This window comes from Pseudoclavibacter sp. JAI123, assembly GCF_013409665.1.
Lineage (GTDB): Bacteria > Actinomycetota > Actinomycetes > Actinomycetales > Microbacteriaceae > Pseudoclavibacter.
This window is the reverse complement of record NZ_JACCCM010000003.1, coordinates 449,510-473,846: the sequence shown is the minus strand read 5'-3', so window position 1 is coordinate 473,846 and position 24,337 is coordinate 449,510. Positions and strand designations below refer to the sequence as shown.

Annotated in this window: 26 protein-coding genes; 12 read left to right on the top strand and 14 right to left on the bottom strand. The window is 67.6% G+C overall.

What is annotated here, in order from left to right; translation table 11 throughout:
* A complete protein-coding gene (locus tag HDC34_RS17340; protein ID WP_068479667.1) occupies window positions 1-615 on the bottom strand; it encodes a dTDP-4-dehydrorhamnose 3,5-epimerase family protein in 615 nt (204 codons plus the stop codon).
* Between the two features lie 122 nt (window positions 616-737).
* Between HDC34_RS17340 and HDC34_RS17335 the strand changes: the two genes are divergently transcribed.
* The 5 genes from HDC34_RS17335 to HDC34_RS17315 all read left to right on the top strand — a co-directional run bounded on the left by HDC34_RS17335 (window position 738) and on the right by HDC34_RS17315 (window position 5,968).
* Complete coding sequence (locus tag HDC34_RS17335) at window positions 738-1,679, top strand: glycosyltransferase (protein WP_179557940.1); 942 nt, start codon at window positions 738-740, stop codon at window positions 1,677-1,679.
* 123 nt (window positions 1,680-1,802) lie between these two features.
* The gene (gene rfbB / locus HDC34_RS17330) at window positions 1,803-2,786 is read left to right on the top strand and encodes a dTDP-glucose 4,6-dehydratase (RefSeq protein ID WP_179557939.1); all 984 of its coding nucleotides are present in this window, start codon (window positions 1,803-1,805) and stop codon (window positions 2,784-2,786) included.
* Entirely contained in the window at window positions 2,783-3,682 is a 900-nt protein-coding gene (gene rfbD, locus HDC34_RS17325) for a dTDP-4-dehydrorhamnose reductase (protein WP_308807388.1), read from the top strand. The genes rfbB and rfbD overlap by 4 nt, the downstream gene beginning before the upstream one ends.
* Window positions 3,682-4,839: a glycosyltransferase family 1 protein gene (locus HDC34_RS17320; RefSeq protein WP_179557938.1), complete on the top strand. Its 1,158-nt coding sequence runs from the start codon at window positions 3,682-3,684 to the stop codon at window positions 4,837-4,839. Before rfbD ends, HDC34_RS17320 begins: the two co-directional genes overlap by 1 nt.
* 163 nt (window positions 4,840-5,002) lie before the next feature.
* A complete protein-coding gene (locus HDC34_RS17315; RefSeq protein WP_179557937.1) occupies window positions 5,003-5,968 on the top strand; it encodes an endonuclease domain-containing protein in 966 nt (321 codons plus the stop codon).
* 111 nt (window positions 5,969-6,079) lie between these two features.
* Here the strand turns inward: HDC34_RS17315 and HDC34_RS17310 are convergent, their stop codons facing one another.
* The 3 genes from HDC34_RS17310 to HDC34_RS17300 form a co-directional block, all read right to left on the bottom strand.
* Window positions 6,080-7,465, bottom strand: coding sequence for an LCP family protein (locus HDC34_RS17310; RefSeq protein WP_179557936.1), 1,386 nt, complete (start codon window positions 7,463-7,465; stop codon window positions 6,080-6,082).
* Window positions 7,466-7,523: 58 nt separating this feature from the next.
* Window positions 7,524-8,066 carry a 5-(carboxyamino)imidazole ribonucleotide mutase gene (gene purE, locus HDC34_RS17305; protein WP_179557935.1) on the bottom strand — a complete coding sequence of 181 codons (543 nt, stop codon included), beginning with the start codon at window positions 8,064-8,066 and terminating at the stop codon, window positions 7,524-7,526.
* An 85-nt stretch (window positions 8,067-8,151) separates the two neighbouring features.
* Entirely contained in the window at window positions 8,152-9,354 is a 1,203-nt protein-coding gene (locus HDC34_RS17300; protein WP_257023370.1) for a 5-(carboxyamino)imidazole ribonucleotide synthase, read from the bottom strand.
* A 163-nt stretch (window positions 9,355-9,517) separates the two neighbouring features.
* Here HDC34_RS17300 and HDC34_RS17295 point away from each other — a divergent pair, with 163 nt between their 5' ends.
* The gene (locus HDC34_RS17295; RefSeq protein WP_179557933.1) at window positions 9,518-10,147 is read left to right on the top strand and encodes a GtrA family protein; all 630 of its coding nucleotides are present in this window, start codon (window positions 9,518-9,520) and stop codon (window positions 10,145-10,147) included.
* A 35-nt stretch (window positions 10,148-10,182) separates the two neighbouring features.
* On the opposite strand, the gene HDC34_RS17290 is transcribed toward HDC34_RS17295, so the two are convergent.
* Genes HDC34_RS17290 through HDC34_RS17280 form a run of 3 tightly spaced genes read right to left on the bottom strand, consistent with a single transcriptional unit; the run spans window position 10,183 to window position 12,214 of the window.
* Window positions 10,183-10,902: a PH domain-containing protein gene (locus HDC34_RS17290; protein WP_179557932.1), complete on the bottom strand. Its 720-nt coding sequence runs from the start codon at window positions 10,900-10,902 to the stop codon at window positions 10,183-10,185.
* Window positions 10,902-11,774 (bottom strand): biotin--[acetyl-CoA-carboxylase] ligase, encoded by an 873-nt coding sequence (locus HDC34_RS17285; RefSeq protein WP_146080834.1) that lies wholly within the window; start codon window positions 11,772-11,774, stop codon window positions 10,902-10,904. The genes HDC34_RS17290 and HDC34_RS17285 overlap by 1 nt, the downstream gene beginning before the upstream one ends.
* Window positions 11,771-12,214, bottom strand: a complete 444-nt coding sequence (locus HDC34_RS17280) for a DUF4199 domain-containing protein (RefSeq protein WP_179557931.1) — start codon at window positions 12,212-12,214, stop codon at window positions 11,771-11,773. Before HDC34_RS17280 ends, HDC34_RS17285 begins: the two co-directional genes overlap by 4 nt.
* Before the next feature lie 110 nt (window positions 12,215-12,324).
* Between HDC34_RS17280 and HDC34_RS17275 the strand changes: the two genes are divergently transcribed.
* From HDC34_RS17275 to HDC34_RS17260, 4 genes are read left to right on the top strand one after another with little or no spacing between them, the layout of a single operon-like run.
* Window positions 12,325-13,938, top strand: a complete 1,614-nt coding sequence (locus HDC34_RS17275) for an acyl-CoA carboxylase subunit beta (RefSeq protein ID WP_104252231.1) — start codon at window positions 12,325-12,327, stop codon at window positions 13,936-13,938.
* Window positions 13,935-14,180 carry an acyl-CoA carboxylase subunit epsilon gene (locus HDC34_RS17270; RefSeq protein WP_308807387.1) on the top strand — a complete coding sequence of 82 codons (246 nt, stop codon included), beginning with the start codon at window positions 13,935-13,937 and terminating at the stop codon, window positions 14,178-14,180. The genes HDC34_RS17275 and HDC34_RS17270 overlap by 4 nt, the downstream gene beginning before the upstream one ends.
* A 10-nt stretch (window positions 14,181-14,190) precedes the next feature.
* On the top strand, window positions 14,191-14,937 hold the full coding sequence (locus HDC34_RS17265) for a hypothetical protein (RefSeq protein ID WP_179557930.1): 747 nt from the start codon (window positions 14,191-14,193) through the stop codon (window positions 14,935-14,937).
* A 56-nt stretch (window positions 14,938-14,993) separates the two neighbouring features.
* A complete protein-coding gene (locus tag HDC34_RS17260; RefSeq protein ID WP_179557929.1) occupies window positions 14,994-15,527 on the top strand; it encodes a septum formation family protein in 534 nt (177 codons plus the stop codon).
* A gap of 102 nt (window positions 15,528-15,629) precedes the next feature.
* On the opposite strand, the gene HDC34_RS17255 is transcribed toward HDC34_RS17260, so the two are convergent.
* From HDC34_RS17255 to HDC34_RS17230, 6 genes are all read right to left on the bottom strand, one after another.
* Complete coding sequence (locus HDC34_RS17255) at window positions 15,630-16,907, bottom strand: class I SAM-dependent RNA methyltransferase (protein ID WP_179557928.1); 1,278 nt, start codon at window positions 16,905-16,907, stop codon at window positions 15,630-15,632.
* Window positions 16,908-16,954: 47 nt separating this feature from the next.
* Window positions 16,955-17,611 (bottom strand): putative glycolipid-binding domain-containing protein, encoded by a 657-nt coding sequence (locus HDC34_RS17250; RefSeq protein WP_179557927.1) that lies wholly within the window; start codon window positions 17,609-17,611, stop codon window positions 16,955-16,957.
* 239 nt (window positions 17,612-17,850) lie between these two features.
* On the bottom strand, window positions 17,851-18,825 hold the full coding sequence (locus HDC34_RS17245; protein WP_179557926.1) for a transketolase family protein: 975 nt from the start codon (window positions 18,823-18,825) through the stop codon (window positions 17,851-17,853).
* Window positions 18,822-19,688: a transketolase gene (locus HDC34_RS17240; RefSeq protein WP_179557925.1), complete on the bottom strand. Its 867-nt coding sequence runs from the start codon at window positions 19,686-19,688 to the stop codon at window positions 18,822-18,824. The genes HDC34_RS17245 and HDC34_RS17240 overlap by 4 nt, the downstream gene beginning before the upstream one ends.
* Window positions 19,689-19,709: 21 nt before the next feature.
* The gene (locus HDC34_RS17235) at window positions 19,710-21,014 is read right to left on the bottom strand and encodes an MFS transporter (protein ID WP_228502405.1); all 1,305 of its coding nucleotides are present in this window, start codon (window positions 21,012-21,014) and stop codon (window positions 19,710-19,712) included.
* Window positions 21,015-21,132: 118 nt separating this feature from the next.
* On the bottom strand, window positions 21,133-21,930 hold the full coding sequence (locus HDC34_RS17230) for an SDR family oxidoreductase (protein ID WP_179557923.1): 798 nt from the start codon (window positions 21,928-21,930) through the stop codon (window positions 21,133-21,135).
* A 145-nt stretch (window positions 21,931-22,075) separates the two neighbouring features.
* Here HDC34_RS17230 and HDC34_RS17225 point away from each other — a divergent pair, with 145 nt between their 5' ends.
* Complete coding sequence (locus HDC34_RS17225) at window positions 22,076-23,212, top strand: mandelate racemase/muconate lactonizing enzyme family protein (RefSeq protein WP_179557922.1); 1,137 nt, start codon at window positions 22,076-22,078, stop codon at window positions 23,210-23,212.
* On the top strand, window positions 23,176-23,559 hold the full coding sequence (locus HDC34_RS18305) for an antibiotic biosynthesis monooxygenase (RefSeq protein ID WP_374757250.1): 384 nt from the start codon (window positions 23,176-23,178) through the stop codon (window positions 23,557-23,559). The genes HDC34_RS17225 and HDC34_RS18305 overlap by 37 nt, the downstream gene beginning before the upstream one ends.
* Here the strand turns inward: HDC34_RS18305 and HDC34_RS17215 are convergent.
* The gene (locus HDC34_RS17215; RefSeq protein WP_218855323.1) at window positions 23,495-24,256 is read right to left on the bottom strand and encodes an SDR family NAD(P)-dependent oxidoreductase; all 762 of its coding nucleotides are present in this window, start codon (window positions 24,254-24,256) and stop codon (window positions 23,495-23,497) included. The genes HDC34_RS18305 and HDC34_RS17215 overlap by 65 nt on opposite strands.
* Between the last annotated feature and the right edge of the window lie 81 nt (window positions 24,257-24,337).

Genomic DNA, 24,337 nt, shown 5'->3' with positions numbered 1-24,337 from the left:
CTACGCACCCGCCTTCGCGCTGAGCTCCGCGTAGTAGGCGCGAGCCTCTTCCCAGCTGGGGAGGAGACCGGATGCGGCCGCCTCGGCGAGCGAGGGGGCATCCGTGTCCTTCGGGGAGAGCAGCAGCTCGCCGGCCTCCTCGGGGAAGCGCAGGTCGACGTCCTTGTCGAGCGGGTTGATGCCGTGCTCGCGCTCTGCGTGGTACGTGTCGGTGACGAGGTAGCTGACCGTCGCGTCGTCGGTCAGCGCGACGAACGCGTGACCGAGGCCCTCGGAGAGATAGATCGCCTTGCGGTCGACGTCATCGAGACGGACCGAGTCCCACTCGCCGAACTTCGGCGACCCCGTGCGGATGTCGATGACGAAGTCGAGCACGGCGCCGCGCGTGCACGTCACGTACTTGGACTGGCTCGGCGGGATGTCCGCGAAGTGGATGCCCCGGACCACGCCACGCGTCGACACCGAGGTGTTCGCCTGCTTGAGGTCGATCGAGTGCCCGACAGCTTCTGCGAGCTTGTCGAAGCGGTACCACTCCAAGAACACGCCGCGGTCGTCGCCGAACTGCTTCGGCGTGATCTCGTAGCTGTCTGGGATGCTGAGTTCGCGAATCTCCATGCCGAGGAGTCTAGTGCGGTGCGTGCAGCGATCGCGCTCCGACGCACTCGGCCATACTTGGGGGCTGGCGACCTGCCCGACCCACGGGGTTCGCCGCACGCAAGAGAGAAAGAGGACGACGGATGCACACCAACGCCGAGTCGCGCACGCCGCCGCGCGTGGCCGTCCTCCTCGCGACGCACATGGGCAGGACCTACCTCGACGAGCAGCTCGACTCGATCCTCGACCAGGCAGGGGCCGACCTCCACGTGTTCGTCTCCGACGACGGATCGACCGACGGCACCCTCGAGCTCCTCGCCGAGCGGGCCGCAGCCGACGCGCGCATCACGATCCTGCCGCCCGAGACCTTCGGCGCCCCCGCCCCGAACTTCTTCCGCCTGCTCACGACGATCCCAGTCGAGGAGTACGACTACGTCGGCTTCGCAGACCAGGACGACGTGTGGATGCCGGGCAAGCTCGAGCGCCACATCCGCCTCCTCACCGAGGGCCACGCCGACGGCGTCTCCTCGAACGTGACCGCCTTCTCGGAAGACGGCACGCGCATCCTCATCAAGAAGGACTACCCCCAGCGCCTCGCCGACCACCTCTTCGAGACGCCGGGCCCCGGGTCGACGTTCCTGCTCACGAGGCGCTTCGCGCACCTCGTCGCCGAGCAGCTCGACAACCCCGACTCCCCCGCACGCGAGGCCTTCGCGCACGACTGGCTGATCTACGCCCTCGCGCGCGCCGCCGGTCTGCGCTGGATCATCGACGGCGAGTCGACCGTCGACTACCGGCAGCACGTCGCCAACGCGGTCGGCGCGAACACCGGCCTCGCCCAGGCCTGGAAACGGCTCCGCCTCACCTCCAACCGCTGGCACCGCGGGCAGGTGCAGCTGACCGTCGAGGCGTGCATCCACATCGCCTCCCCGGAAGAGCTGCCGAGGCTGCAGTGGCTGCACGAGATCCTCGTGGAGTTCACGTACCGGGACGCGCTGCGGCTCGTGCGACGCTGGCGTCAGCTGCGCCGCAGACCGCGCGATCGCGCCGCCCTCGCCACGCTCATCACCGCACGGCTGTGGTAGCACGTCGGAGGGCCGCGCTAGAGTAGCTCCGACCGCGCGCGGGCCACACCGCGCCGCTCGAACCGCACAACCATCGGCAAATTTCCATCGGCACAGCCCGGCCGACGATTGAACAGGACAGGTATGAAACTTCTCGTGACCGGCGGGGCCGGCTTCATCGGCTCGAACTTCGTGCGCCGCGCGCTCCAGGACCAGTACGAGGGTCTGGAAGGCGTCGAGGTCGTCGTCCTGGACAAGCTGACCTACTCGGGAAACCTCGAGAACCTCGCTCCCGTGTCCGACTCCGAGCGGTTCACGTTCGTCGAGGGTGACATCACCGACGACGACGTGCTCGACGAGTGGATCCCGAAGGTCGACGCAGTCGTCCACTTCGCCGCTGAGTCGCACGTCGACCGCTCCGTCCGCGACGCGTCCGTGTTCATCGAGACGAACGTCGTCGGCACGCAGAAGCTGCTCGACGCGGCCCTGCGCCACGAGCTTCCCCGCTTCGTGCACGTCTCCACCGACGAGGTGTACGGCTCGATCGAAGAGGGAAGCTGGAGCGAGACGTTCCCGCTCGAGCCCAACTCGCCGTACTCGGCGTCGAAGGCATCCTCCGACCTCATCGCGCGCTCGTACCACCGCACGCACGGCCTGAACGTGTCGATCACGCGCTGCTCGAACAACTACGGCCCGTACCACTTCCCCGAGAAGGTCATCCCGCTGTTCGTCACGAACCTCATCGACGACAAGCACGTTCCCCTCTACGGCGAGGGCAACAACATCCGCGACTGGCTGCACGTGGACGACCACTGCCGCGGCATCGCGATGGTGCTCGTCGGCGGCAAGCCCGGCGAGATCTACAACATCGGCGGCGGCACGGAGCTCACGAACAAGGAGCTCACGCAGCTCCTGCTCGACGCGACCGGCAAGGACTGGTCGTACGTCGACCGCGTCCAGGACCGCCTGGGCCACGACCTCCGCTACTCGGTCGACATCTCGAAGATCCAGCGCGAGCTGGGCTACGAGCCCAAGGTTCCGTTCGAGCAGGGCCTGGCTGACGTGGTGCAGTGGTACCGCGACAACCGCACCTGGTGGGAGCCGCTGAAGGAGCGCGCTGCCCTGTGACCGATTCGACGTCTGTCCCCGCCGCGGCGGCCGCACCAGCGGCCGCCGCGCGGTTCCTGATCACGGGTGCATCCGGGATGCTCGGCCGTGACCTCCAGCGTGCCCTCGCGGGCCGGGACGTCACCGCCCTGGATCGCGCCGCGCTCGACATCACCGACCCCGCGGCGGTCTCGGCCGCCGTGGCGGGGATGGACGTCGTCATCAACGCCGCCGCCTACACCAACGTGGATGGCGCGGAGACCGATGAGGACACCGCCTACGCGGTGAACGCGACCGGTCCCGCCGTGCTCGCCGCCGCGTGCGCGGAGCACGGCGCGAAGCTCGTGCATGTGTCCACCGACTACGTGTTCCGCGGCGACGCGACGTCCCCGTACGAGGAAGACGCCGACCACGACCCGATCTCCGCCTACGGCCGCACGAAGGCGGCGGGCGAGACGGCCGTGCGCGACGCCCTGCCGGACGCCTCCTACATCGTGCGCACCGCCTGGCTCTACGGGGCCGACGGCCCGAACTTCGCGAAGACCATGGCGCGCCTCGCGGCGACCAAGCCCGAGGTGTCCGTCGTGTCCGACCAGCTCGGACAGCCCACCTACTCGGCCGACCTCGCGGCCCAGATCGTCGCGCTCGTCGACGCCGACGCACCCGCAGGCACCTACCACGGCACCAACGCGGGCATCGCCTCCTGGTACGACTTCGCGCGAGAGATCTTCCGCCTCGCGGGCTTCGACCCCGCCAACGTGAAAGAGACGGACAGCACCGCGTTCGTGCGTCCAGCCCCACGACCCGCCTACTCCGTCCTCGGCCACGACGCCTGGCCGAGCGCGGGAGTTCCACCCATGCGGCCCTGGCTCGACGCACTCGAAGACGCCGCCGCCCAAGGAGTCCTCAGAACCTGATGGTTACCCTTCGTGTCCTGCTCGATCGCGCCGCCGACGAGCGCCCAGGCGGAACCCGGCGTTACAGCGAGGAGCTCGGACGCCAGCTCATCGTGCGCGCGCCACGCGGGTGCGACGTCGAGGCGATCATCCCCAAGCGGTCGCGCGAAGAGGTCGCGCTGCTCGAGGAGCGCGTGCCCGGGCTGACGAACGTCGTGCAGGCTCCACTTCGTCCGGAGCGCCTCGAATCGTCCTGGTCTCGAGGGCTGCTCACGAACTCCGTCGGCGGCGGGTTCATCCACAGCTTCACTCCCCTCGCCCCCATGCGCGACATCTCACTCAGCCAGGGCATCGACCAGACGGTCGTCACCTGGCATGACATGACGGCGTTCACCCACCCCGAGCTCATCAGCTCGCACACCGTCAAGCACCACAAGGCGCTGCTGCGCCGCGCGTTCCGCTACGCGAGCGGCATCGTCGTGCCGACCAACGCCGTCGCCGACCAGGTCATCGAGCACTACGACTTCGGCGACCGCGTACGGGTCATGAGCCCCGCCGCGGCAGCCAGCATCCGCCTCCCCGAGTCCGAAGAGGCCGGCGATGCGATCGCCGAGACGCTCGGACTCCCAGACGACTACATCGTCACGCTCGCCTCGCTGCACAAGCGCCACGGCCTCGCGCAGCTCCTCAAGGCACTCGGCGAGCGCAGCCTCGACGGCGTCAAGCTCGTCGTCGTCGGCCCGACCGAGCGCGGCGACGTCACCCTCGACGCGCTCGTCAGCGAGTCCGGGGTCGCCAGCGAGCGCGTCGTCGCCGTCGGAGCCATCACCGACGAGCAGCTCGCCGTCGCGCTCCAGCGCGCCAGCGCGCTTGTCGTGCCCAGCCTCAGCGCCGGATTCGGTCTGCCCATCATCGAGGCCTTCAAGTTCGGCACCCCCGTCATCACCTCCGACGACCCCGCCCTCGTCGAGGTGGGGCTCGACGCGACCCTCGTCGTGGAACGCGGCGACGGTATCGCCGACAGCGGCTACCCGGAACGACTCGCCGGCGCCATCGCCGGGGTCCTCGGCGACAGCGACCTCGAACGTCGACTGCGCCTCGCCGGCAAAGACCGCGGCGGCATGTTCTCGTGGGAGATCTCGGCCGACCAGGTCTGGAACTTCCACGCCGACCTGTAGCCGCGTCTCCGGCTGGAAACCTCACTTCGTGGCGGGAAAGTTCCCCCAACGAAGTGAGGTTGCCATCCCGAACCCGGTGACGGGATGTGGAATCCGCGGCTGAGGTCGATTCGCGCTGTGGATAACTTCGCCCTGATGGGCGAGCGCTCCCTACCCTGTCCGCATGACGACAGAAGCACCGCTCCCGCCCTCCCGTCCGGGCTCCGCCTTCACCACGGGTGAAGGGCTCCGTGCCGGCCTGAGTGCACGTGAAGTCTTCGGATCGAGCTACGCGCGCCCGCACCATGGCATCCGCACCAATGAAGAACCGGTCACCCCCGAAGAGATGGCGACGGCCTATCTCCCGCGGATGCGCGACTGGCAGGCCTTCGGGGACACGACCGCTGCGATGTTCTGGGGGCTGCCGGTGCCGAACCGCCTCCTCACGAGCATGACGGTGCACATCGTGGTGCCAACCGGGAGGAATGCTCCGAAGGGGAACAGACTCGCAGCCCGGCGCATCTCTCCGGACAAGTGGGAGCGCGTCGAGCACCGGGGCACGCCACTGGCAAGTCCGGCGCTGACTTGGGCGCTTCTCGCGCGCATCCTTTCGATACGGGAACTCGTCACCGTCGGGGACGCTCTTGTCTCCACATCGCGAAACTACCGTTCGCTCCGCCGACCGGACGACCCGAGCATTCCCGACAACGAATACGCGAGCGTCCCTCCCCTCGCCACACTCGAACAGCTCAGCGAGATGAGCAGTGGCTGGGGGCGAACCATCGGTGCGTCCCGAATCCGCCTGTCTCTGCCGCTGATCCGCGAGGGTGTCGAGTCACCGAGAGAGACAGCGACGCGCCTAGCGCTCCTCGCCGCGGGATTCCCCGAGCCGACGGTCGCTCACGAGGTCTTCCTGGCAGGCCGATTCCTGGGTCGGGTCGACCTCGCCTACCCGGAGCTCAGGATCGCCATCGAGTACGACGGCAAGCACCATTGGACCGAGGAACAGGCGCTCAAGGACATCGCGCGCATCAACCGAATCCAGCAGGCTGGTTGGCTCGTGATCCGAGTGACCCGAAAACAGCTCGCGAACCCCGCCGAGTTTTTTGCGCAGGTCCGCGCGGCGTTGAAGCGCGCCCAGGCGAGATAGCCCCGACTCGGGATGGATAAATCACCTCGTGCTGGGGAACTTTCCGCAAAGAAGCGAGTTTCCCATCCCGAAGCCGAGCGGAGGCGCGAGCCGAGCGGAGGCGGGCGCGCGCTACTCGGCGGGCGCGGTCTCCTCGGGGGCCGGCGCCTCTGGCGGGTCGGAGGCGATCGCGTCCTGCACGGCGACGTGGATGGCGGGGATGTCGGGGTTGCCCTGGTCGAAGTTCGGCGGCACGATGTCGAGGCGAACGCTGTTGCCGCTGCGGGACTTCAGGAGGAGGTCGCCGACGTAGCCGATCATGCCCTCGGGGATGTCGGTCTGCACCACCTTCTCGAGCGCATCCGTGACCGGGCCGATCTTGCCGAGCAGGTTGCTGGGGGTCATGGTCGCCACCATCGCCTCCTGCAGCTGTCGCTGGCGTTCCATGCGTGCGAAGTCGGTGGTCTCGTAGCGGGAGCGGGCGTACCAGAGTGCGGTCGAGCCGTCCATGTGCTGCTGTCCCACCTCGATGAACTCCGTCGCGGGCGCCCATCCGGGTGAGCCGTCGTCGTTGATGCCGATGCCGACGCGTTCGGTGACGTTGATGTCGACGCCGCCGAGGGCGTCGATGAGCTCGGTGAAGCCCGCCATGTCGACGAGCACGTAGTACTGGATGCTCAGCCCGGTGATGCCCTCGACGGCGTCGCGCATCGCCTCGATACCGGGCTCGGAGCCCTTCTCACCGGCGTCGGCGTAGCTGCCGTTCTCGGAGATCGTGGCCTCGGTGTAGACGGAGTTGAGGTAGCAGACGTCGACGGCGCAGCCCTCGTAGAGGTTCGGGTAGAGGTCCTGCATCGGCCCCTCGGAGAACGGGAAGCTCTCCATCGCTCGCGGCAGTCCGATGGTCGTGAGCTTGCCGGTGAACGCGTTGAAGCTCATCACGCTGATGGAGTCGGGGCGGAGCCCTTCGCGGTCGTCGCCGCGGTCACCACCGAGCATCATGATGTTCAGCTGACCGTCTGCTGGCAGCTGGATGCCGTTGGAGGCGCCGCCGAAGAGCCCCTCGATGGCGGACCTGCCCTGGTTGGCGACCTGCGAGGTCACCGCAGCGAAGACGAGCGGCACCGTGACGAGCACGACGCCGACGATGGCGATGAGGGGGCGCGCGACCTGTTCGAGCTTGATGATGCGCACGAGCCGCAGCGCGTCCAGCCCGCTCACCACCCACATGGCGATGTAGAAGAGCAGCACGAGGTGCGCGATCGTGATGCCGAGTGTTGTCGAGAAGACGAAGAGCAGGGGCCCGCGGAGCACGAGGGCGAGGATGACGACCACGAGGATCGCGGCGATGCCGCCGAACCAGATGGACAGCATGAAGCGCCCGAACTTGCGGTTCCCGGCGAGCACCTGCGCGGTTCCCGGCAGGAAGAAGTTCGCGACGAGCAGCCACCAGGCGCGCCTGGTCATGAGCTGCGGCGAGCTGGCGTCCGGGTACCGGAGCGGGAGGGTGAGTGTCATGGGGTCCTGCGGTCGAGGAGCATGGATGCGGCGACGGGTCTGGCCGGCGACGGCTTGGCTAGAGCGACTGCTTGAGGGCGTCGTTCTTGGCTTCGACGGCGTCGCGCAGTCCGTCACTGTAGTCGGCGAGTCTGGCCGCGAGCGCTTGATCGCCTGTGGCGAGGATGCGTGCGGCGAGGATTCCCGCGTTCTTGGCTCCGCCGATGGAGACCGTCGCGACGGGGATGCCGGCGGGCATCTGCACGATCGAGAGCAGCGAGTCCATGCCGTCGAGGTACTTGAGCGGCACGGGGACGCCGACGACGGGCAGCGTTGTGAGGGAGGCGACCATGCCGGGGAGGTGCGCTGCGCCACCGGCTCCGGCGATGATGACGCGGATGCCTCGGCCGCGCGCTTCGCGGCTGTAGCTGACGAGCTTCTCCGGGGTGCGGTGCGCGGAGACCACTTCGACCTCGGCGGGGACGCCGAACTCGGCAAGCACGTCGCGGGCCTCGTGCATGACGCGCCAGTCGCTGTCGCTGCCCATGATGATGCCGACGAGGGGCGCCTGCTGCGAGGCTTCGTCGGTGGGCGCGGGCGATGCGGTGGGGTTCTCGCTCATGCGTGCAAGCGTAGACGCGGGTTCGCCGGGCGCCGCTGAGGCGTGCCGGTGGGGCCTTTCCTCCGGGCGCGCCAGGTCACACGCGTCAGACGGTGCTGTCGTCGTCGAAGGCGGCCGCCGCTGCGCGAGCACGGTAGGCGACGTCGTCGAGTTCCTGACCGGCGACGGTCACGTGTCCGACTTTCCGCCCGGGACGCGCGGACTTGCCGTAGCTGTGGATCTTAGCGTCGGGATGCGCGTGCATGGCCCGCTCGTAGCGGTCGCCGTAGCTGCCTTCTTGCGGGCCGCCGAGCACGTTGACCATGACGGCGTGCGGCGCCGTCATGCCGGTGTCGCCGAGTGGGAGGTCGAGGACTGCGCGGAGGTGCTGTTCGAACTGGCTCGTCGTGGATCCGTCGATCGTCCAGTGGCCTGAGTTGTGGGGGCGCATGGCGAGCTCGTTGACGAGGATGCGCTGGTCGGTGGTCTCGAAGAGCTCGACCGCGAGCACTCCGGTGACGTCGAGGCCGAGGGCGACGGACTGGGCGATGGTCGCGGCGACGTAGCCGAGGCGGTCGTCTGCTCCTTCTGCGCCGGGCGCGGGGGCGAGGACTTCCGCGCACACGCCGTTTCGCTGCACGGTCTCGACGATGGGCCAGAGAGCGATCTCACCGGAGGGACGGCGGGCGACGAGCTGTGCGAGCTCACGCCGGAAGTCGACTCGCTCTTCGACGAGGAGCGGCTCGCCTGCTTCGAACCAGTCGGCGCCTTCCGCGCCGGACCGCACGATGCGCACGCCCTTGCCGTCGTACCCGCCGCGTGGGGTCTTGAGGACTGCGACGCCGCCGTTGGCATCGATGAAGGTCTGCAGTTCGGCTTCGTCCTGCACTTCGGCCCACTCGGGGATGGGGATGCCGAGTTCCGCGAGCCGTCGGCGCATGAGCAGCTTGTCCTGCGCGTACTGGAGGGCGTGGGGTCCCGGCCGCACGGCGACACCGGCGTCGACCAGCCCGCGGAGGACGTCCTGCGGGACGTGCTCGTGGTCGAAGGTGACCACATCCACGCCTCGGGCGAACGCGAGCACCTCTTCGAGCACGTGCATGTCACCGACCTCGGTGACCGCCCGATCTGCGCTCTCACCGCGGCTGGCGGCGAAGACCCGCAGGTCGATATCCAGCTCGATGGCGGGCGGGAGCATCATTCGCGCGAGCTGCCCTGCTCCGATGACGCCGACGACCTGACCCATGGTTCGCTCCGTTCGAGAGTGTGCCGGCAGTCTGCTGCCGTGGAGGAGTCTGTGCGCCCGCATCGAATTCGACGTGAGGGGACTTCTCCCCGCCTTCGGTGCTGTGGCAATCTCGTGCCTGTGCTCTGACGTGTCTATACTCCGACGAGGGTCACAACTCCCCGACAGTTTATCCTGCTTGCGGCGGCATCATCCCCGCAAGTGCCCCACGATGGAGGTCGAGCGCTTGACCAATCGCTCCCACAAGCACGCAGAGCCGCATCACTCTGAGCCTGAGGATTTCGTCGGCTTCGTCGCTGCTGAGACGGCGGAGTTCGATCTTCCCGCCCAGCGCACCTCGAGGTCGCTCTGGGGCCGCGTCGCCAACGTGTTCCGACGCATTGCCGCGTCCAAGGGCATGATGGCGCAGCTCATCAACTTCGGTCTGGTCGGCGGGGTCGGCTTCGTCGTCGACACGGGCCTCTTCAACGTCCTCATGCTGACCGTGCTCAATCCGAGTGAGGTCGCGCACGGTGCGCTCTGGGCGAAGGTCATCTCGACGTGCGCCGCGATCGTGACGAACTGGATCGGCAACCGCATCTGGACGTTCCGCCAGCACAAGCGCCAGGACAACTTCCGCGAGGCGATCGAGTTCTTCGGCGTCAGCCTCGTGGGGCTCGGCATCGGTCTGCTGCCGATCTGGTTCACGAACGCCGTGCTCGACAACCACTCGCTGGTGGCGTACAACATCGCGAACCTCGTGGGCATCGGCCTGGGTGCGATCTTCCGCTTCATCCTCTACCGCTTCTGGGTGTTCTCCCCGAAGCGCGTCGCCGAGATGCAGGAGAAGAACGACTCGGACGTCGCGACCAGCTGACGCCGGCCCGCGCCCCGAAACCGACCTCTTCGACCCTACGGCCCGCTGAGTTCCCGGATGCACGCGGCGACCGAGTTCGCGCTCGGGACGTCGACGAGTCGCAGCCGCTGCCCTGACACCGAGGTGATGACGATCGTTCCCGAGCGGAACATCGCCTGCCACAGGTTGCGCCGGACGGTGACGTCGACGATCGCGTTCATGGGGATCTCGCGGTTCTCGCTCGTCAGCGTGCCGTGGGAGAGCACGACCCGGTGCGTGGTGATTCGGTTCCGCGCCTGGAGCCACATGACGATGGGCACGATCCCGAGCAGGACGATCGCGGCGAGCGAGACGAGCAGCCAGGCGTGGCGGGCCCCGATGGTGGCCTCCTGCAGGGCACCCAGGTTGTAGCCGGCGGCGCCGAAGCCGGCGATGAGGATCAGCGAGGGCAGCAGGAGGCGGCGCCCGTGCTTGCGGACCCGCATGACCGTCTGCTCGGGCAGGCGCATTCCGAGCGGCTCGTAGTGGCGCTGCGGGCCGCTGTCTGGCTGCGCGGCGTATCCGTCGTACTGCTGGTTGCCGTGCTGCTGGCTGGGGTCGCCGTGCTGCGGGTACTGCGTGTACGCGTGGGGAGCCGCCGGCTGGGCGTACTGGTTCGGGTACTGCGCGGGCGCGGGCTGCGCCGGGTATTGCTGGTAGCCCGGCTGCGCGCTGGCGGGGGCACCGAAGATCTGGTCCCAGGACTGCTCGCTCGGGTGCGGTGGGCGGCCGCGCATCAGGCCCCGTTCTCGGGGCGCACCCGTTCGACATCGCCCGCAGCGACGGCTCTCGTCTCACCGTTGTCACCGCGGATCACGAGGTGCCCGTCTGGTGTGAGCTCGGTGGCGAACCCGTGCAGCACCTCGCCCGAGGGGAGGGATGCGGCGACTCGCGCCCGGAGGGTGGAGCAGACGTCGCTCAGCTCGCCGTGCGCGCCGCTCGCGACGGCGTCTCCCTGTGCCGCGCGAAGCGCGTCGAGGCGCGCGACGAACTCGGCGAGGTAGGCGGGAAGCAGTTCGGCCGGATGCGCGGGGAGCATGCCGCTGAGGGCGAGCGAGGTCGCGTGCGGGGTGGGGAGCTCGTCGGACTGCAGCGTGATGTTGACGCCGGTGCCGACGACGCAGGAGAGCTCGCCGTCACGAGTGCCGAGGACTCGGCCGAGAATGCCAGCGACCTTGTTGCCGTCGATCTGCACGTCGTTCGGCCATTTGATCTCGACGCGGGCCGCCTGCTCGTCGGGGCGGAAGCCCGGTGCGGGCGGTGAGAGCTCGAGGATCGCGCTGCGGAGGGCGAGGCCCGCGATGAGTGGCAGCCAGCCCAGGATGCGGGGAGCGGTCTCGTCGTCGGTGAGGCGCACGAGCGTCGATGCGGCGAGGCACTTGCCTCGGGGGGACACCCATTCGCGCCCGTGGCGTCCGACGCCAGCGGTCTGCGCGTAGGTGACCAGTGTGCTGAGGGCCGGGTTCTGGCTGGCCTCTCCTCCGGTGCGCTCCCAGATGTCGGCGAGCACGTCGTTGGTCGAGGTCGCCTCCGGCACGGAGATGAGGCGGAGCTCGGTGCCGGCCGCGCGCCCCCCGAGGAGGAGCTGGGTGATGGCGGGGGCGTTCACTGGGCACCCGCGATCGCCGAGCCGATGAAGGACAGGTAGACGAACGTCATCACGACGGAGGCGAGGACGGCGACGAACAGCGTGACGAGCGCGGTGATGGCGAGCGCCTTCGAGCGTCGCTTCTGCCAGAGGGCGACGATCGCGAGGACGAACGCGACCGCGGCGATGGAGAGCGCGAGCGCGATGTTGAGCACGGGAACGGGGATGAACGCGAGGACCAGCGACAGGACGGCGACACCGAGCGCCCACATCCCCCAGACGCTGCGGCGTGACTCGGGAACATCCTCCGGCCGGTCTCCGCGCGCGTTCGCGTCGTACGGGGTGACGGGGGCGCTCGGCGGCAGCATGCACTGCTGCGCCTGCGCATCCGGTGCGAGCGGTACTACCTCGGCGCCCGGTCGAGGCGCGGCCTCGTTCGGTGCACCAGTGCCCTGAGTCATGCCGTCAACCTCTCAAATGTCGTGCGTCGCGCGTGTCTCGTGCACGCCGCCGGGCACTCAGGCTAACCCGTACGGCCGCATGTGAGCCGTTGCCCGGTAAAGTAGCGCGGGTGAACTCCGCACCACTTGACTCCGCAGCGTCCGGCCCGACTCCCACGAGCACGGCCGACAAGATCGCCGACCTCAGGGCCCGCCACGCGGAAGCGGTGACGCAGGCGGAGGAGGTCTCCGCGTCGAAGCAGCACGCGAAGGGCAAGAAGACCGCACGCGAGCGCATTCTCGAGCTCCTCGACCCGGGTTCGTTCGTCGAGCTGGACGAGTACGTGCGGCACCGGACGACGGCGTTCGGCATGGATGCGCGCCGCCCGTACGGCGACGCGGTCATCACCGGCACCGGCACGATCCACGGTCGCGGAGTCGCGGTGTACTCGCAGGACTTCACGACGTTCGGCGGCTCGCTCGGCGAGGTCGCCGGCGAGAAGATCATCAAGATCATGGACCACGCCATGAAGGTGGGGGTGCCGATCATCGGCATGCTCGACTCGGGCGGGGCGCGCATCCAGGAAGGCGTCGTCGCGCTCGGCAAGTACGGCGAGATCTTCCGCCGGAACACGCAGGCCTCCGGCGTCATCCCGCAGATCTCCATCGTCATGGGTCCCGCTGCGGGTGGGGCCGTGTACTCCCCCGCGCTCACGGACTTCGTCATCATGGTCGACAAGACGAGCCACATGTTCGTGACGGGGCCCGACGTCATCAAGACGGTGACGGGCGAGGAGGTCGGCTTCGAGGAGCTGGGCGGCGCGCTCGCGCACAACCGCACCTCGGGCGTCTCCCACTACCTGGCAGCGGACGAGGACGACGCGCTCGACTACGCGCGCCAGCTCCTCTCGTTCCTCCCTGACAACAACCAGGCGGAGCTGCCGAGCTACGACATCGAGACGGAGCTCGAGGTCACGGACCTCGACAAGAAGCTCAACACCGTCATCCCCGACTCCCCGAACCAGCCGTACGACGTGAAGCAGGTCATCGAGCTCATCGTCGACGACGGCGACTTCCTCGAGGTGCAGCCGCTGTTCGCGCCGAACATCATCATCGGGTTCGCGCGCGTCGACGGCACCTCTGTCGGCATCGTCGCGAACCAGCCGAACGCCATGGCGGGCACCCTCAACATCGAGGCCGGCGAGAAGGCCTCCAGGTTCGTCCGCTTCTGCGACGCGTTCTCCATCCCGATCCTCACGCTCGTGGATGTGCCCGGCTACCTGCCAGGCACCGACCAGGAGTGGTCGGGCGTCATCCGCCGCGGCGCGAAGCTGCTCTACGCGTATGCGGAGGCGACCGTGCCGCTCGTCACCGTCATCCTGCGCAAGGCCTACGGCGGCGCGTACATCGTCATGGGGTCGAAGCAGCTCGGCGCCGACCTGAACTTCGCGTGGCCGACGGCCGAGATCGCCGTCATGGGTGGACAGGGGGCCGTGAACATCCTCTACCGCGGCGAGATCAAGCGCGCCGAGGAGGCCGGGGAGGACGTGGCCGCCGTGCGCACGCGCCTCGCGAACGAGTACACGTACAACGTGGCGTCTCCCTTCCTCGCCGCGGAGCGCGGTGAGCTCGACTCGGTCATCGAACCCGCGTCGACCCGCGTCATCGTCGCGAAGGCGTTGCGCACGCTGCGCACGAAGCGCGCTTCGCTGCCACCCAAGAAGCATGGGAACATCCCGCTGTGAGCCAGGAGCAGGTTCCCTCGCACGTCGGCCTCGAGCACATCGTGCGCACGGTCAGCGGCAATCCGAGCGAGGACGAGCTCGCCGCGGCGACGCTTGTGCTCGCGTCGATGATCGAGTCCGCGCAGGACCTCGACCGACCGCGTGACATCGTCAGGCGGCGCACGACGTGGGAGCTCTCCCAGCGCGGGATGCGGGGCGGCGGCTCCGCGAGCGACCCGTTCGGCGGCTCCTACCGGAGCTGATCCCACCCGCATGCGAACCGAGCGATCGTCTGGCGGGTTCCTGTTCGCCGTCGTCGCCTTGCTTGCCATGGTGCTGGTGTTCGCGACTCCTGCCGGTGTGCCCTCGGACGACGAGGGTGGCGCGAGTGCGGCAGAGCCGTGGAGCGCTGAGGGCGTCCGCGAGTGGTTCGAGGTCAACGTCTTCGGCACGCAGTCCCGCTTCGAACCGGTCGTCGTCGCGCCGGAGGATGCGCAGAGCTCCTCGCTGAGCTACCCGCCGCTCGTCACGGCCCCGCTCGGTCCGTGGCCGGAGGGGGACGCAGGCATCGACGCGTTCATCGCGGCATCCGGTGTTCCTGCGACCTGGGCTGCGGATGGCCAGACGGCCTGCCCTGAGGCCGCGCAGGCCTGCACGAAGCAGTCCTGGTGCGAGGGCAACGGCTGCCCGGTCGAGCCTCCGACGGCCAGCATCCATCTGCGTGCGGATGATGCGACGCTGTTCCCGACGATCACGGAGGTGGGCGCGTCGGTCCTGATCCATGAGCTGGGCCACGCGCAGCAGGCGTACGTCTTCCCGAACCCGGACGAGATGATCCGCGTGCTGGAAGAGGAAGGATATGGGCAGTTCTCCGGCTGGGACGGCAGCACCGTCCCCGCGGTCGAGGGGCACGCCGAGTGCTACACGCAGGCGCTCATCGCGAGCTCAGCGTATTTCGCGGACTGCCCGGTCGATCGGAAGGAGCGCGCCGTTGCGCTGCTTCTCGAGAAGCGGTCCTGAAGCGCCCATTTTGTCGCTACAGTGAGCGAAAACCACCGAGCCTCCAGGGGGAGAACATGGCGAAGAGCACCGTCACATCAGCACTCGCGATCGGAGCACTCGCGCTCCTCGGGTTCGGCCTCACCGGCTGCTCAGCGGCGCAGGAGATCGCGGACTCGGTCGAGAGCGAGGTCTCCGGTGGTGAGAGCGAGGTCCGCGACGACGAGACGCAGGAGGTCACCGAGTCGGGTGACCTCGACGTCTTCAAGCTCGCGATGGGCGACTGCTTCAACGACGCCGGCAGCACCATGGTCAGCGAAATCCCTGTCGTGCCGTGCTCGGAGCCGCACGACTTCGAGGTGTACTTCGAGGTCGAGATGCCCGCGGGCGAGTACCCGGGAGACGAAGCCATCAGCGCGCAGGCGGAAGCCGACTGCACGGCGCAGTTCGCGACCTTCGTGGGGCTTCCCTACGAGGAGAGCGCGCTGGACTTCAGCTACCTCACTCCCACCCAGCAGAGCTGGGATGACGCCGATGACCGCCTCATCCAGTGCATCGTCACCGACGAGGCCGCGCAGACGACGGGCAGCCTCGCCGGGGCAGCTCGCTAGGACGCTCTGGTCTCGTCGTTCGACGGAGACCGTGCGGTGAACGCCGGGTGCCTCGCGGATGCGAGTGCCCGGCGTTCTTCGCGTGCGGCGACGTCGTTCGGGTCAGGCTCGCGCGAAGCGCGCGATCGTCTCGAAGTGGTGGGTGTTCGGGAAGAGGTCGTAGGCGCGCATCCACTCGAGCGCGTAGCCGTGCGCGAGCAGGAGGCCCGTGTCGCGTGCGAGGGCGACTGGATCGCAGGCGACGTAGATCAGCTGGGCTGGCGCGAAGCCGGCGATACGGTCGACGACGTCTTTGCCTGCACCCGAGCGGGGTGGGTCGAGGATGACCGTGCCGCGGCTGATGCCTTCCCGGTCGAGGTGCGTGGCGTCACGTTCGAGGTGCACGAGGTACTGGTCGACGCGTGCGGTCACGGCGCTCGCGCCGCGCCATTCGGCGAGGTTCGCCGCGGCGTGGCGGGTGGCCGCCGCGTTCGACTCAACGGTCTCGATGAACGCGCCTGGCCCGGCTTCCTGCGCGAAGGCCGCGGCGAGGAGGCCGACGCCGCCGTAGAGGTCGAGGTTCACGGCCTCCGCGTCGACGAGTGCCGGGTCGAGCGCGTCCGCGACGGCGTTGGAGAGGGTCTCGGCGGCGAGTCGGTGCACCTGCCAGAACCCGTCTTCGTCGACCCGGTACTCGCGCCCGTTGACGACCTCGGTGACCACGCCCGGCTTGCGCCCGTGGGCGCCGTCGAGGATGGTCCGCATGCGCGTGTCGAGCTCAGCCGGCGCAACGAGTTCGATGCGCCCGGTTCCAGCGAGGCGCTCGCCGAGGGGAGCCAGCTCCTCGATGTCGCCGTGAGCGAGCGGCAGCGTCTCGGTCTCGACGACGCGGTGCGAACGCGCGGCGTATGGGCCGACGCGGCCGTCCTTGTCGACGTGCAGGGTCACGCGGGTGCGCCACCGGGTGCCACCGTTCTCGTCGTCGCCGAGCAGCGGTTCGACGACGCCCTGCCATTCGTGGCCGGCGAAGCGCGCCATGGATTCGCTGAGCACCTGCGCTTTGAGCTCCCGCTGCCGGGCGAGGCGGATGTGTCCGAGCTCGGCACCGCCAGCCCGGTCCTCCGGAGCTCGCTCGATACTCGCTTCCTGCCAGACGTGCGCCTGGCGGTCGGCGGACTCGCGCAGCACGTCGGTGGCGACGGCCCGAGCGAACGACTTCCGCACCTCGGTGATTCGCGCCAGCACTCGCTCCCCTGGCACGGCGTCGGCGACGAACACGACGCGACCCTCGTGGCGAGCCACGAAGATGCCACCGTGCGCGATGTCGCCGACTTCGAGTTCGACCTCGTCGCCTGGGGTGATCTCCGCCGAAAGGTGCTGGGTCGTGCCGTCCTGGGTCATGCGCTCGAGCCTAGCCGGGTGCGTGCATCCCGCCCTCCGCGTGAGGGTCAGAGGCGGGCGAAGAGACCGGGGTAGGTGAGGACGAAGCCCTGCTCGTCGGTCGTGATCTCACGCTCGAAGGAGCCATCGACTGCTTGGAAGAGGTAGCGGGTGCGACTGAGGCGGCGGTACCGCTGGCGGTCGAGGAAGACGGCGAACGTCTCTGTGTCGATGTAGGCGACCTCGATCTCGCGCTGCTCACCGACCTCGAGGCCGAGCCTGCGCATCGGAAGCGTGTTGGTGAGCGGCGTCGCACGGATGTCCACATCCAGTGCCCCGCTCAACTCCGGGGCTGGACGATCGCCGACGCGCCAGTCGCCGCGGCCATTGGACGTGATGGTGAGGCTCTCCCCTGAGCGGGGACGGCGGAGGGAGACGAGCCTGGTGCGCAGCACGGGGTCCGTCTCGAGCAGGTATTCGAGCTCCGGATCCTGCGCCGAGGCGGGTGCGCCGACGACGGGCGCTGAGATTCGGGAGTTCGCAGTGAGGGCTCCGACGGCGTTCTCGACGACGCTCGCCGACTCGACATGGCCGGTCGCCTCGGCCACCCAGGCGAGCGTGGCGGGGCCAGACACGGCCTCGACGCCTGGCGCATCCCACACCACCGATGAGCGGGAGAACCTGGTCTGCCTCGGCGCACGATACCGCGATTCGAGACGGGTCACCCGACGCCCCTCCCCTCGGAATCTGGGCGCTGGGCCGAACTGCGGAGCCTGATGAGCATGCGAGAGATCGTATGCAAGCGGCCTTGGCGCACTCTGGCAGGAGCTGGCGCGTTGGCTGACCGCGCCCTGACTGGCAGCATCGAGAGTCACGCCTCCCCTCCTCGATCTTCGGGACAGTCGCCCCGCGGTCGCGACTGTGCTTGTGGCACGGCCACGACCGCAAGGCGCCCCGATCGACGTCAGAGTTGCTGCCGCGCGATGCTCACGAGCCCATCCGCATCCAGGCCATAGTGACGGTAGAGGTGAGTCGGCGGGCCGATCAGGCTGTATTCGTCCCTGAGACCGTGGCGAACGAGACGCGCCCCAGCCGAACGCTCAGCCAGAACCTCGGCGACAGCTGATCCGAGACCACCGAGGATGTTGTGTTCCTCAGCCGTGATGATCACGGCGCTCCGCTCGGCCACCGCCGCAACGAGCTCCGCGTCCAGAGGCTTGATCGTCGCCATGTCCACGACCCCCACTGAGTACCCCTCATCCGTAAGCCGTCGTGCGGCTTCGAGTGCTGGATGGACAAGCGCACCGCAGGCCATGAACGTCACGTCGGTACCACGGGAATGCTCGATCCCCTTCCCGATGGTGAACTCGACATCGTCCCCGTACACCTGTGGGTCTCGACCCCGGCCGATCCGAAAGTAGATCGGCTCCGGCCAGTGGGCGCTCGCTCTGAGGGCGGCCCTCAGCTGGCGACCATCCGACGGCGAGATGACCGTCAAGCCGGCGATCGCTCGTGTGGTCGAGATGTCCTCGGTCGCGTGGTGGCTCGTTCCGTAGAACCCGAGGGAGATTCCCGTGTGGTGGCCAACGAGGCGCACCGGGAGCTTGGTGTACCCCAGATCCATCCTGATCTGCTCGCAGCAGAGCAATCCGAGGAATGACGCGAACGTCGCAACGAACGGCATGAGACCGCATGTGGCCATGCCAGCCGCGGCCGAGACCATGTGCTGCTCGGAGATGCCGAACTGCACGAATCGATCCGGATGCTGTCTCTCGAAGAGCTGCAGCCCGTTGGAGTACTTGAGATCTGCCGTTCCCGCCACGACCGGGACCCCGTCCTTCACGAGGTCGTCGAGCCCAAGGGAGAGGTAGTCGAGGTCAGGATTCAACTCGTTCAGCGCGCGGTACTGCCACGACTTCTTCGACTTCGGCCCGGTCATCGAGCTCTCCTTCCGTTGTTGATCTCTTCGATAGCGGACTCCGCGTCCTCCGGATCCAGGTACCCGAGATGCCACCCGGGTTCCTCCTCCATGTAGCGGACGCCCTTGCCCTTCTGCGTATGCGCGATCACGCACGTCGGCACCCCGTCCCGCTTGGCATGCTTGATGCGGTTCAGTGTGTCGCGCACCTCGATCACGTCGTGCCCGTCCACCTCGATGACGTTCCATCCGAAGGCGCGCCACTTGTCGGCGAGCGCCTCGACTCCGAGGACGTCGTCCACCGCTCCATCCAGTTGATAGCCGTTGCGGTCGACGATCGCGACGAGTCGATCGAGACGGTGGTGAGCCGAAGACATCGCCGCCTCCCACACCTGTCCCTCCTGCATCTCACCGTCACCCAGCATCGCGAAGACGGTGTAGTCGCGGTCGGACATCCTCCCGGCAAGCGCCATCCCGAAGCCGTTGGACAGGGCATGGCCGATCGATCCCGAGCTGAAGTCGATGCCCTTGACCTTCGTCATGTCTGGGTGATCGCCGTAAGGGCTGCCCAGGCGCGCATACGAATCGAGCTCTTCGCGGGGGAAGTACCCGAGGTCGGCGAGGTACGCGAACATGCCGACAGCGGCATGGCCCTTGCCGATCACGAACCGGTCGCGGTCCGCCCACCCAGGATCGTCGGGGCGGATGTCCATGACCGAGTAGTAGAGCGCAGCGAAGATCTCCGCCGCCGAGAACACGGAGCTGTAGTGCCCTGTCTTCGCTATCTCGATGAGCCGGATCGTCTCCGTGCGGATGAAATCGGCTCGGTCTTCCAGACGTGCTCGGTCGGTGTCGTCAGCCGAGACGGTCGTCGTCGAATGCATACGTGTTCCTTTCACGTTCGGTCAGCCTCGCTTCCGCTGACGGGGCGCGATCGCGTCCTCGTCGAGTGTCAGATCGCGACCCGCCACCTCGGGAGAGATCAGTGCTGCGATGAAGCCGATGAGCGCGAGCAACGCGACGTAGGCCGCGATCACCCACCAGTGGCCAGTGGCGGCAAGCAACAGGGCGACGACCAGAGGCGCGATGCCGGCACCGGCGAGCCCGCCGAGTTCCTTCGACGCAGTCACCCCGGTCAATCGGTGGCGCAGTCCGAACATCTCGACCATGTAGGCGGATTCGGTTGCATACATGCCTTGCACGCAGATGCCGGAAGCGATGATGAACGCGGCGAAGATCGCCCATGTCTCACCCGTGGAGATGAGCATCAGGCCGGGGAAGGCGAAGAGCACCTGGACCCCGGCGAGCACCAGGAACACCCGCCGTCGACCGTACTTGTCGGTGAGCGACCCGATCAGGGGGATCGCTCCGAGCCCGACGAGTGAGGCGACCAGGAGCGCCGTGGCCCCGGTGGTCTGGCCCTGTCCGGGGAGCGTGGCGACGTACCCGACGAGGAACACCTGGTAGAGGGCGCTCGTGCCGCCCTCTCCGATACGGAGGCCGAAGCACACCAGGAAGGACCGCCACCCGCTTCGGAAGAAGTTGGCGTAGAGCTCCTTCATCGAGCTCTTCCGCTGTCGGTCGGCCACCGACTCGAAGACGTGGCTCTCCTTGACCCGCTTGCGGACCCAGAGACCGAGGACCGTGACCAGGATCGACCCGAGGAACGGGAGGCGCCAACCCCAGCTCATCAACTGGTCCTCCGGCATCGTCGAGATGAGCAGCCAGACTCCGGTCGCAAGGAGTGAGCCCGTATTGGTGCCGAAGGAGACGAAGGACCCGACGAATCCTCTGTGCTTGCGAGGCGCGGACTCGACCATGAGCGCAGACGCACTGGCGAGTTCGGCTCCCGTGGCGAACCCCTGGACCATGCGGCACAGCAGCAGCAGGAGCGGCGCGACCACTCCGACTTGGTCGTACGTCGGGAGGAGCCCGATCGCGAAGGTGGATGCACCCATGAGCACGATGGTGAGCACCATGATGAACTTCCGGCCGATTCGATCCCCGACTGCACCGAGGAGGAGTCCGCCGATGGGGCGCACGATAAAACCGACCGCATAGGTAGCGAACCCTGCGACGAAGCCGATCTGCGGGGGCAGGTTGGAGTAGAAGAGCTGATTGAAGATGAGCGCCGTCGCGAGCCCGTAGATGACGTAGTCGTAGTACTCGAGCGTGGTCCCGAGTGCCCCTGCGACAGTCGTTCTCATCATCGAGCCCCGACTCTGGGGGGTGACGTTTTTATGCGTCTGCGTATCGGTCATATGCCTCTCCTTTGAGGTCATAGGGGGATGGGTCCGCGCCGAGTGACGCGGACCGGGTGAAGCGTTGCTAGTCGAGGTCAGCTGGCAGCACGGGAGTGGCCTGCTGGGTGTTCCCGATGGACTGCAGGCGTGTCGCAGTGAGCGTGATCTCTGAGACGGTCGTGCGTCCTGGCATCGTGATGGCCGCCAGGGTCGCCTGAGCGACGTCTTCTGGCTGGATGAACCACCGGCGCATCTCCTGCGGCGGCGGCGTCGGCCGTCGGTCCAGGATCGGCGTGTTCACGACGCCGGGGAGGATAGTCGTTATCCGGACCCCGGATGCGTGCTCATCACGACTCGCACCTCTTGCCAGACCGATCATGCCCGCTTTGGACGCCTGGTACGCGGCTCCCGAGTGATCGGGCCAGAGGGCGGCGACACTCGAGATGAGGACCGCGTCGCCGCGAGCGTCCCGGAGCTGCGACAAGGCGCCGCGCAGGAAGTAGAAGGCTCCGTTGAGGTTCACGTCGATGAGGTCATCCCAGGCGTCGAACTCCACGTCGCCGAACATGCGGGGGTTGATGTTCCGTCCCGCCGCCACGATGAGCGTGTCGATGGGGTCCTCCTGCGCGAGCTGGTCCAACAGGGATGTGACCGCTGCTCCGTCTGAGACGTCGAGTGTGTGCGGCACGTATGCGCCCGAAGCCAGGTGCTCGCCACCCACTTCTGCGAGCTCTTCCGCTCGGCGCGCGACTGCATGCACTCTCGCTCCGCCGCTGAGGAGCATCTGCGCGATCGCAGCCCCCATGCCGCTCGATGCGCCCGTCACCAGTGCGGTGCGGCCTTCGACGTTGCCCAGCTCTCGCTGGTGCGAATCAAGTCTCATGATTCCCCTCTTGTCCGTCCAGGTCGATGGTTGGTTCCATCGAACGGCGCAATAGTCTCACAGAATGGACCACGTCTGCAATGGGTGGTAATTTGAGGCTGGCGCAAAGGAGCGCCGTCCGAACGTCGATACGAGGAAGTGCGAAATGCCGAGAGCCGTCGAGATCACCACATGGCAGTGCAGAGTCCCACTGGAGCATCCGCTTCATTTCAAGAGCACCACGATCACGCACCGTGACTGCACCGTCGTGCGCGTCAGCACGGATGATGGACTCACCGGTGCCGCCCTGGGACTCAATCGCGGTGCGCCGCTCGACGCCGTGATCCAGGACATGCTCGCCCCGTCCGTCCTCGATCACGATGCACTCGATGCCGACGGATTCCAGCACCGCGCTCGGAGCAGGCACGCATTCGTCGACCAGACGGGGATGCTGGCTCAGGCGAGGTCTCTCGTGGATCTGGCACTCTGGGACATTCGCGGGAAGCACTTCGGAGCACCGCTCTGGCGTCTCCTCGGCGGAGGAAGAGAGACCGCGCCGGTATCCCTCGTCGAGGGATACGAGCTTCCTGGCGAGTCAGACGCTGATTTCGCGGCGCGACTCCTCGCGCGCGTCGACGAGGGCTACCGTTCGATCAAGGTGGAAGCCGCCGGGTATGAGAACCCGCGGCAGCTGCTCGACCGACTGCACCTCGTCCGCGAAGCACGAGATGCGACCGAGCTCGCACTCGTCGTCGACGTGAACGGATCATGGCCGACCCTGCGACATGCCCAGCGGATGCTCCGCGACCTCGAAGAATTCGACCTGGCCTGGCTGGAAGACCCCTTCCCTCACCACCGCTTCGAACTCCTGCGACCACTCACCGAGAACTCCGCAGTGCCGATTGGATCGGGAGACGACATCACCGACCCGCAGATCCTCATCGACCTCGTGACGAGCCGCGCCGTCGACGTGCTGCGCGTCGACGCAACCACTCTCGGCGGCATGCAGGACACGCTCGACGTGCTGGGAGCGGCGCGCCAAGCAGGCATCCCCACGTCGGGCCACGCGCATTCCTACGTTCACCAGCACTTGAGCTTCGCCAGCGAAGCCATGCACCACATCGAGGTGTTTCCCGATGACCGCCCGTTCGAGCCCTCGTACCGACTGACGACAGGATCGGTCTACCCGCACATCCAGGACGGGCTCCTGCACCGCCCTGCAGAACCGGGACTGGCTTTCACCCTCGACCTGGATCGCATCGAGCAATGGGCCGACCGGTCGACGACGCGGCGCGCAGCATGACCGTCAGCACCCTGGCCAGGTACGAGTGCGAACCGGGCGACAGAGAGACAGTACTGGCACTTCTCGAGCCCGCGCGAGCGGCGACGATCCAGGAAGAAGGCTGCCTCTACTTCCACCTGCTGCTGCCTCGTGAAGCTCCGGATCACATCTTCCTGATCGAGGGATGGCGCAGTGCGGAGGACCTGGCGGCCCACCGCACTGCACCGCACTTCACGGAGATCATCCTCGGGACGATCGCGCGACGTGTCCGCAACCGCTCCGTCGAGATCTGCGAGGAGCTTGCTAGTCCTGCGCCTGCGGGAAGTGGATCGTCATCCCACCATCAGCTGCGATCGACTGCCCTGTGATGTACGAGGAAGCAGGTGACAGCAGGAAGGCTATGACCTCCGCGATCTCACGTGGCTCGGCGAAGCGCCCCATCGGAGTCCGCGCTTCCACGGGGGCCGGATCCAGAAATCCGGAATCGATGAGACTCGCGATCGCGGGCGTCCGCACCCAGGCAGGCGCGACGGCATTGGCCCGTATGCCATCACGGACCCACTCGACGGCCAGCGTTCGGGCAACCCCCTCGATGCCAGCCTTCGCCGCGTTGTAGCCCAGCCGCTGCGCAACCCCCAAGCGGGCGCCCATCGAGGACAGGTAGACGATGGCCGCCCGCTCGGAACGCTTGAGGAGCGGATACGCCGCCCTGCTCATCCTGATACTCCCCATGAGATGAATGTCGATGAGGCGCAGCAGACTCGCATCAGAGACTTCGGCCGATGGTCCAGGATCCACGATCCCCGCAGCAGCCACGACCCCGTCGACTCGTCCGAATCTCTCTCCGACGGTCGCAAATGCCTCATTGACGGAAGCCTCGGAGGTCACGTCCACGCGTACTCCGTGATGGCCTTCCCCAGGCAGGCCGTTCACTGCATTCTGCAGATTCTCCTCATGCAGATCGAGGAGCACAAGCCGGGATCCTTGCTCTGCAAGCAGACCCGCCGTCGCGAGGCCGATGCCGCTAGCACCTCCAGAGATGACGATGATGGGTGCTTCGGTCATGTTCGCTCCTCTTCGTTGAGTATTCGCACATAGCAGACACTATGCCCAACTGACAGTAAATCACGAGAGTGGTCTCCAGCC

What these genes read in the sequence shown, in the direction of transcription:
- HDC34_RS17340 (WP_068479667.1), bottom strand. Translation starts at nt 615, where the DNA reads ATGGAGATTCGCGAACTCAGCATCCCAGACAGCTACGAGATCACGCCG.
- HDC34_RS17335 (WP_179557940.1), top strand. Translation starts at nt 738, where the DNA reads ATGCACACCAACGCCGAGTCGCGCACGCCGCCGCGCGTGGCCGTCCTC.
- rfbB (WP_179557939.1), top strand. Translation starts at nt 1,803, where the DNA reads ATGAAACTTCTCGTGACCGGCGGGGCCGGCTTCATCGGCTCGAACTTC.
- HDC34_RS17320 (WP_179557938.1), top strand. Translation starts at nt 3,682, where the DNA reads ATGGTTACCCTTCGTGTCCTGCTCGATCGCGCCGCCGACGAGCGCCCA.
- HDC34_RS17315 (WP_179557937.1), top strand. Translation starts at nt 5,003, where the DNA reads ATGACGACAGAAGCACCGCTCCCGCCCTCCCGTCCGGGCTCCGCCTTC.
- HDC34_RS17310 (WP_179557936.1), bottom strand. Translation starts at nt 7,465, where the DNA reads ATGACACTCACCCTCCCGCTCCGGTACCCGGACGCCAGCTCGCCGCAG.
- purE (WP_179557935.1), bottom strand. Translation starts at nt 8,066, where the DNA reads ATGAGCGAGAACCCCACCGCATCGCCCGCGCCCACCGACGAAGCCTCG.
- HDC34_RS17300 (WP_257023370.1), bottom strand. Translation starts at nt 9,354, where the DNA reads ATGCGGGCGCACAGACTCCTCCACGGCAGCAGACTGCCGGCACACTCT.
- HDC34_RS17290 (WP_179557932.1), bottom strand. Translation starts at nt 10,902, where the DNA reads ATGCGCGGCCGCCCACCGCACCCGAGCGAGCAGTCCTGGGACCAGATC.
- HDC34_RS17280 (WP_179557931.1), bottom strand. Translation starts at nt 12,214, where the DNA reads ATGACTCAGGGCACTGGTGCACCGAACGAGGCCGCGCCTCGACCGGGC.
- HDC34_RS17265 (WP_179557930.1), top strand. Translation starts at nt 14,191, where the DNA reads ATGCGAACCGAGCGATCGTCTGGCGGGTTCCTGTTCGCCGTCGTCGCC.
- HDC34_RS17260 (WP_179557929.1), top strand. Translation starts at nt 14,994, where the DNA reads ATGGCGAAGAGCACCGTCACATCAGCACTCGCGATCGGAGCACTCGCG.
- HDC34_RS17255 (WP_179557928.1), bottom strand. Translation starts at nt 16,907, where the DNA reads ATGACCCAGGACGGCACGACCCAGCACCTTTCGGCGGAGATCACCCCA.
- HDC34_RS17245 (WP_179557926.1), bottom strand. Translation starts at nt 18,825, where the DNA reads ATGACCGGGCCGAAGTCGAAGAAGTCGTGGCAGTACCGCGCGCTGAAC.
- HDC34_RS17240 (WP_179557925.1), bottom strand. Translation starts at nt 19,688, where the DNA reads ATGCATTCGACGACGACCGTCTCGGCTGACGACACCGACCGAGCACGT.
- HDC34_RS17235 (WP_228502405.1), bottom strand. Translation starts at nt 21,014, where the DNA reads ATGATGAGAACGACTGTCGCAGGGGCACTCGGGACCACGCTCGAGTAC.
- HDC34_RS17230 (WP_179557923.1), bottom strand. Translation starts at nt 21,930, where the DNA reads ATGAGACTTGATTCGCACCAGCGAGAGCTGGGCAACGTCGAAGGCCGC.
- HDC34_RS17225 (WP_179557922.1), top strand. Translation starts at nt 22,076, where the DNA reads ATGCCGAGAGCCGTCGAGATCACCACATGGCAGTGCAGAGTCCCACTG.
- HDC34_RS18305 (WP_374757250.1), top strand. Translation starts at nt 23,176, where the DNA reads ATGGGCCGACCGGTCGACGACGCGGCGCGCAGCATGACCGTCAGCACC.
- HDC34_RS17215 (WP_218855323.1), bottom strand. Translation starts at nt 24,256, where the DNA reads ATGACCGAAGCACCCATCATCGTCATCTCTGGAGGTGCTAGCGGCATC.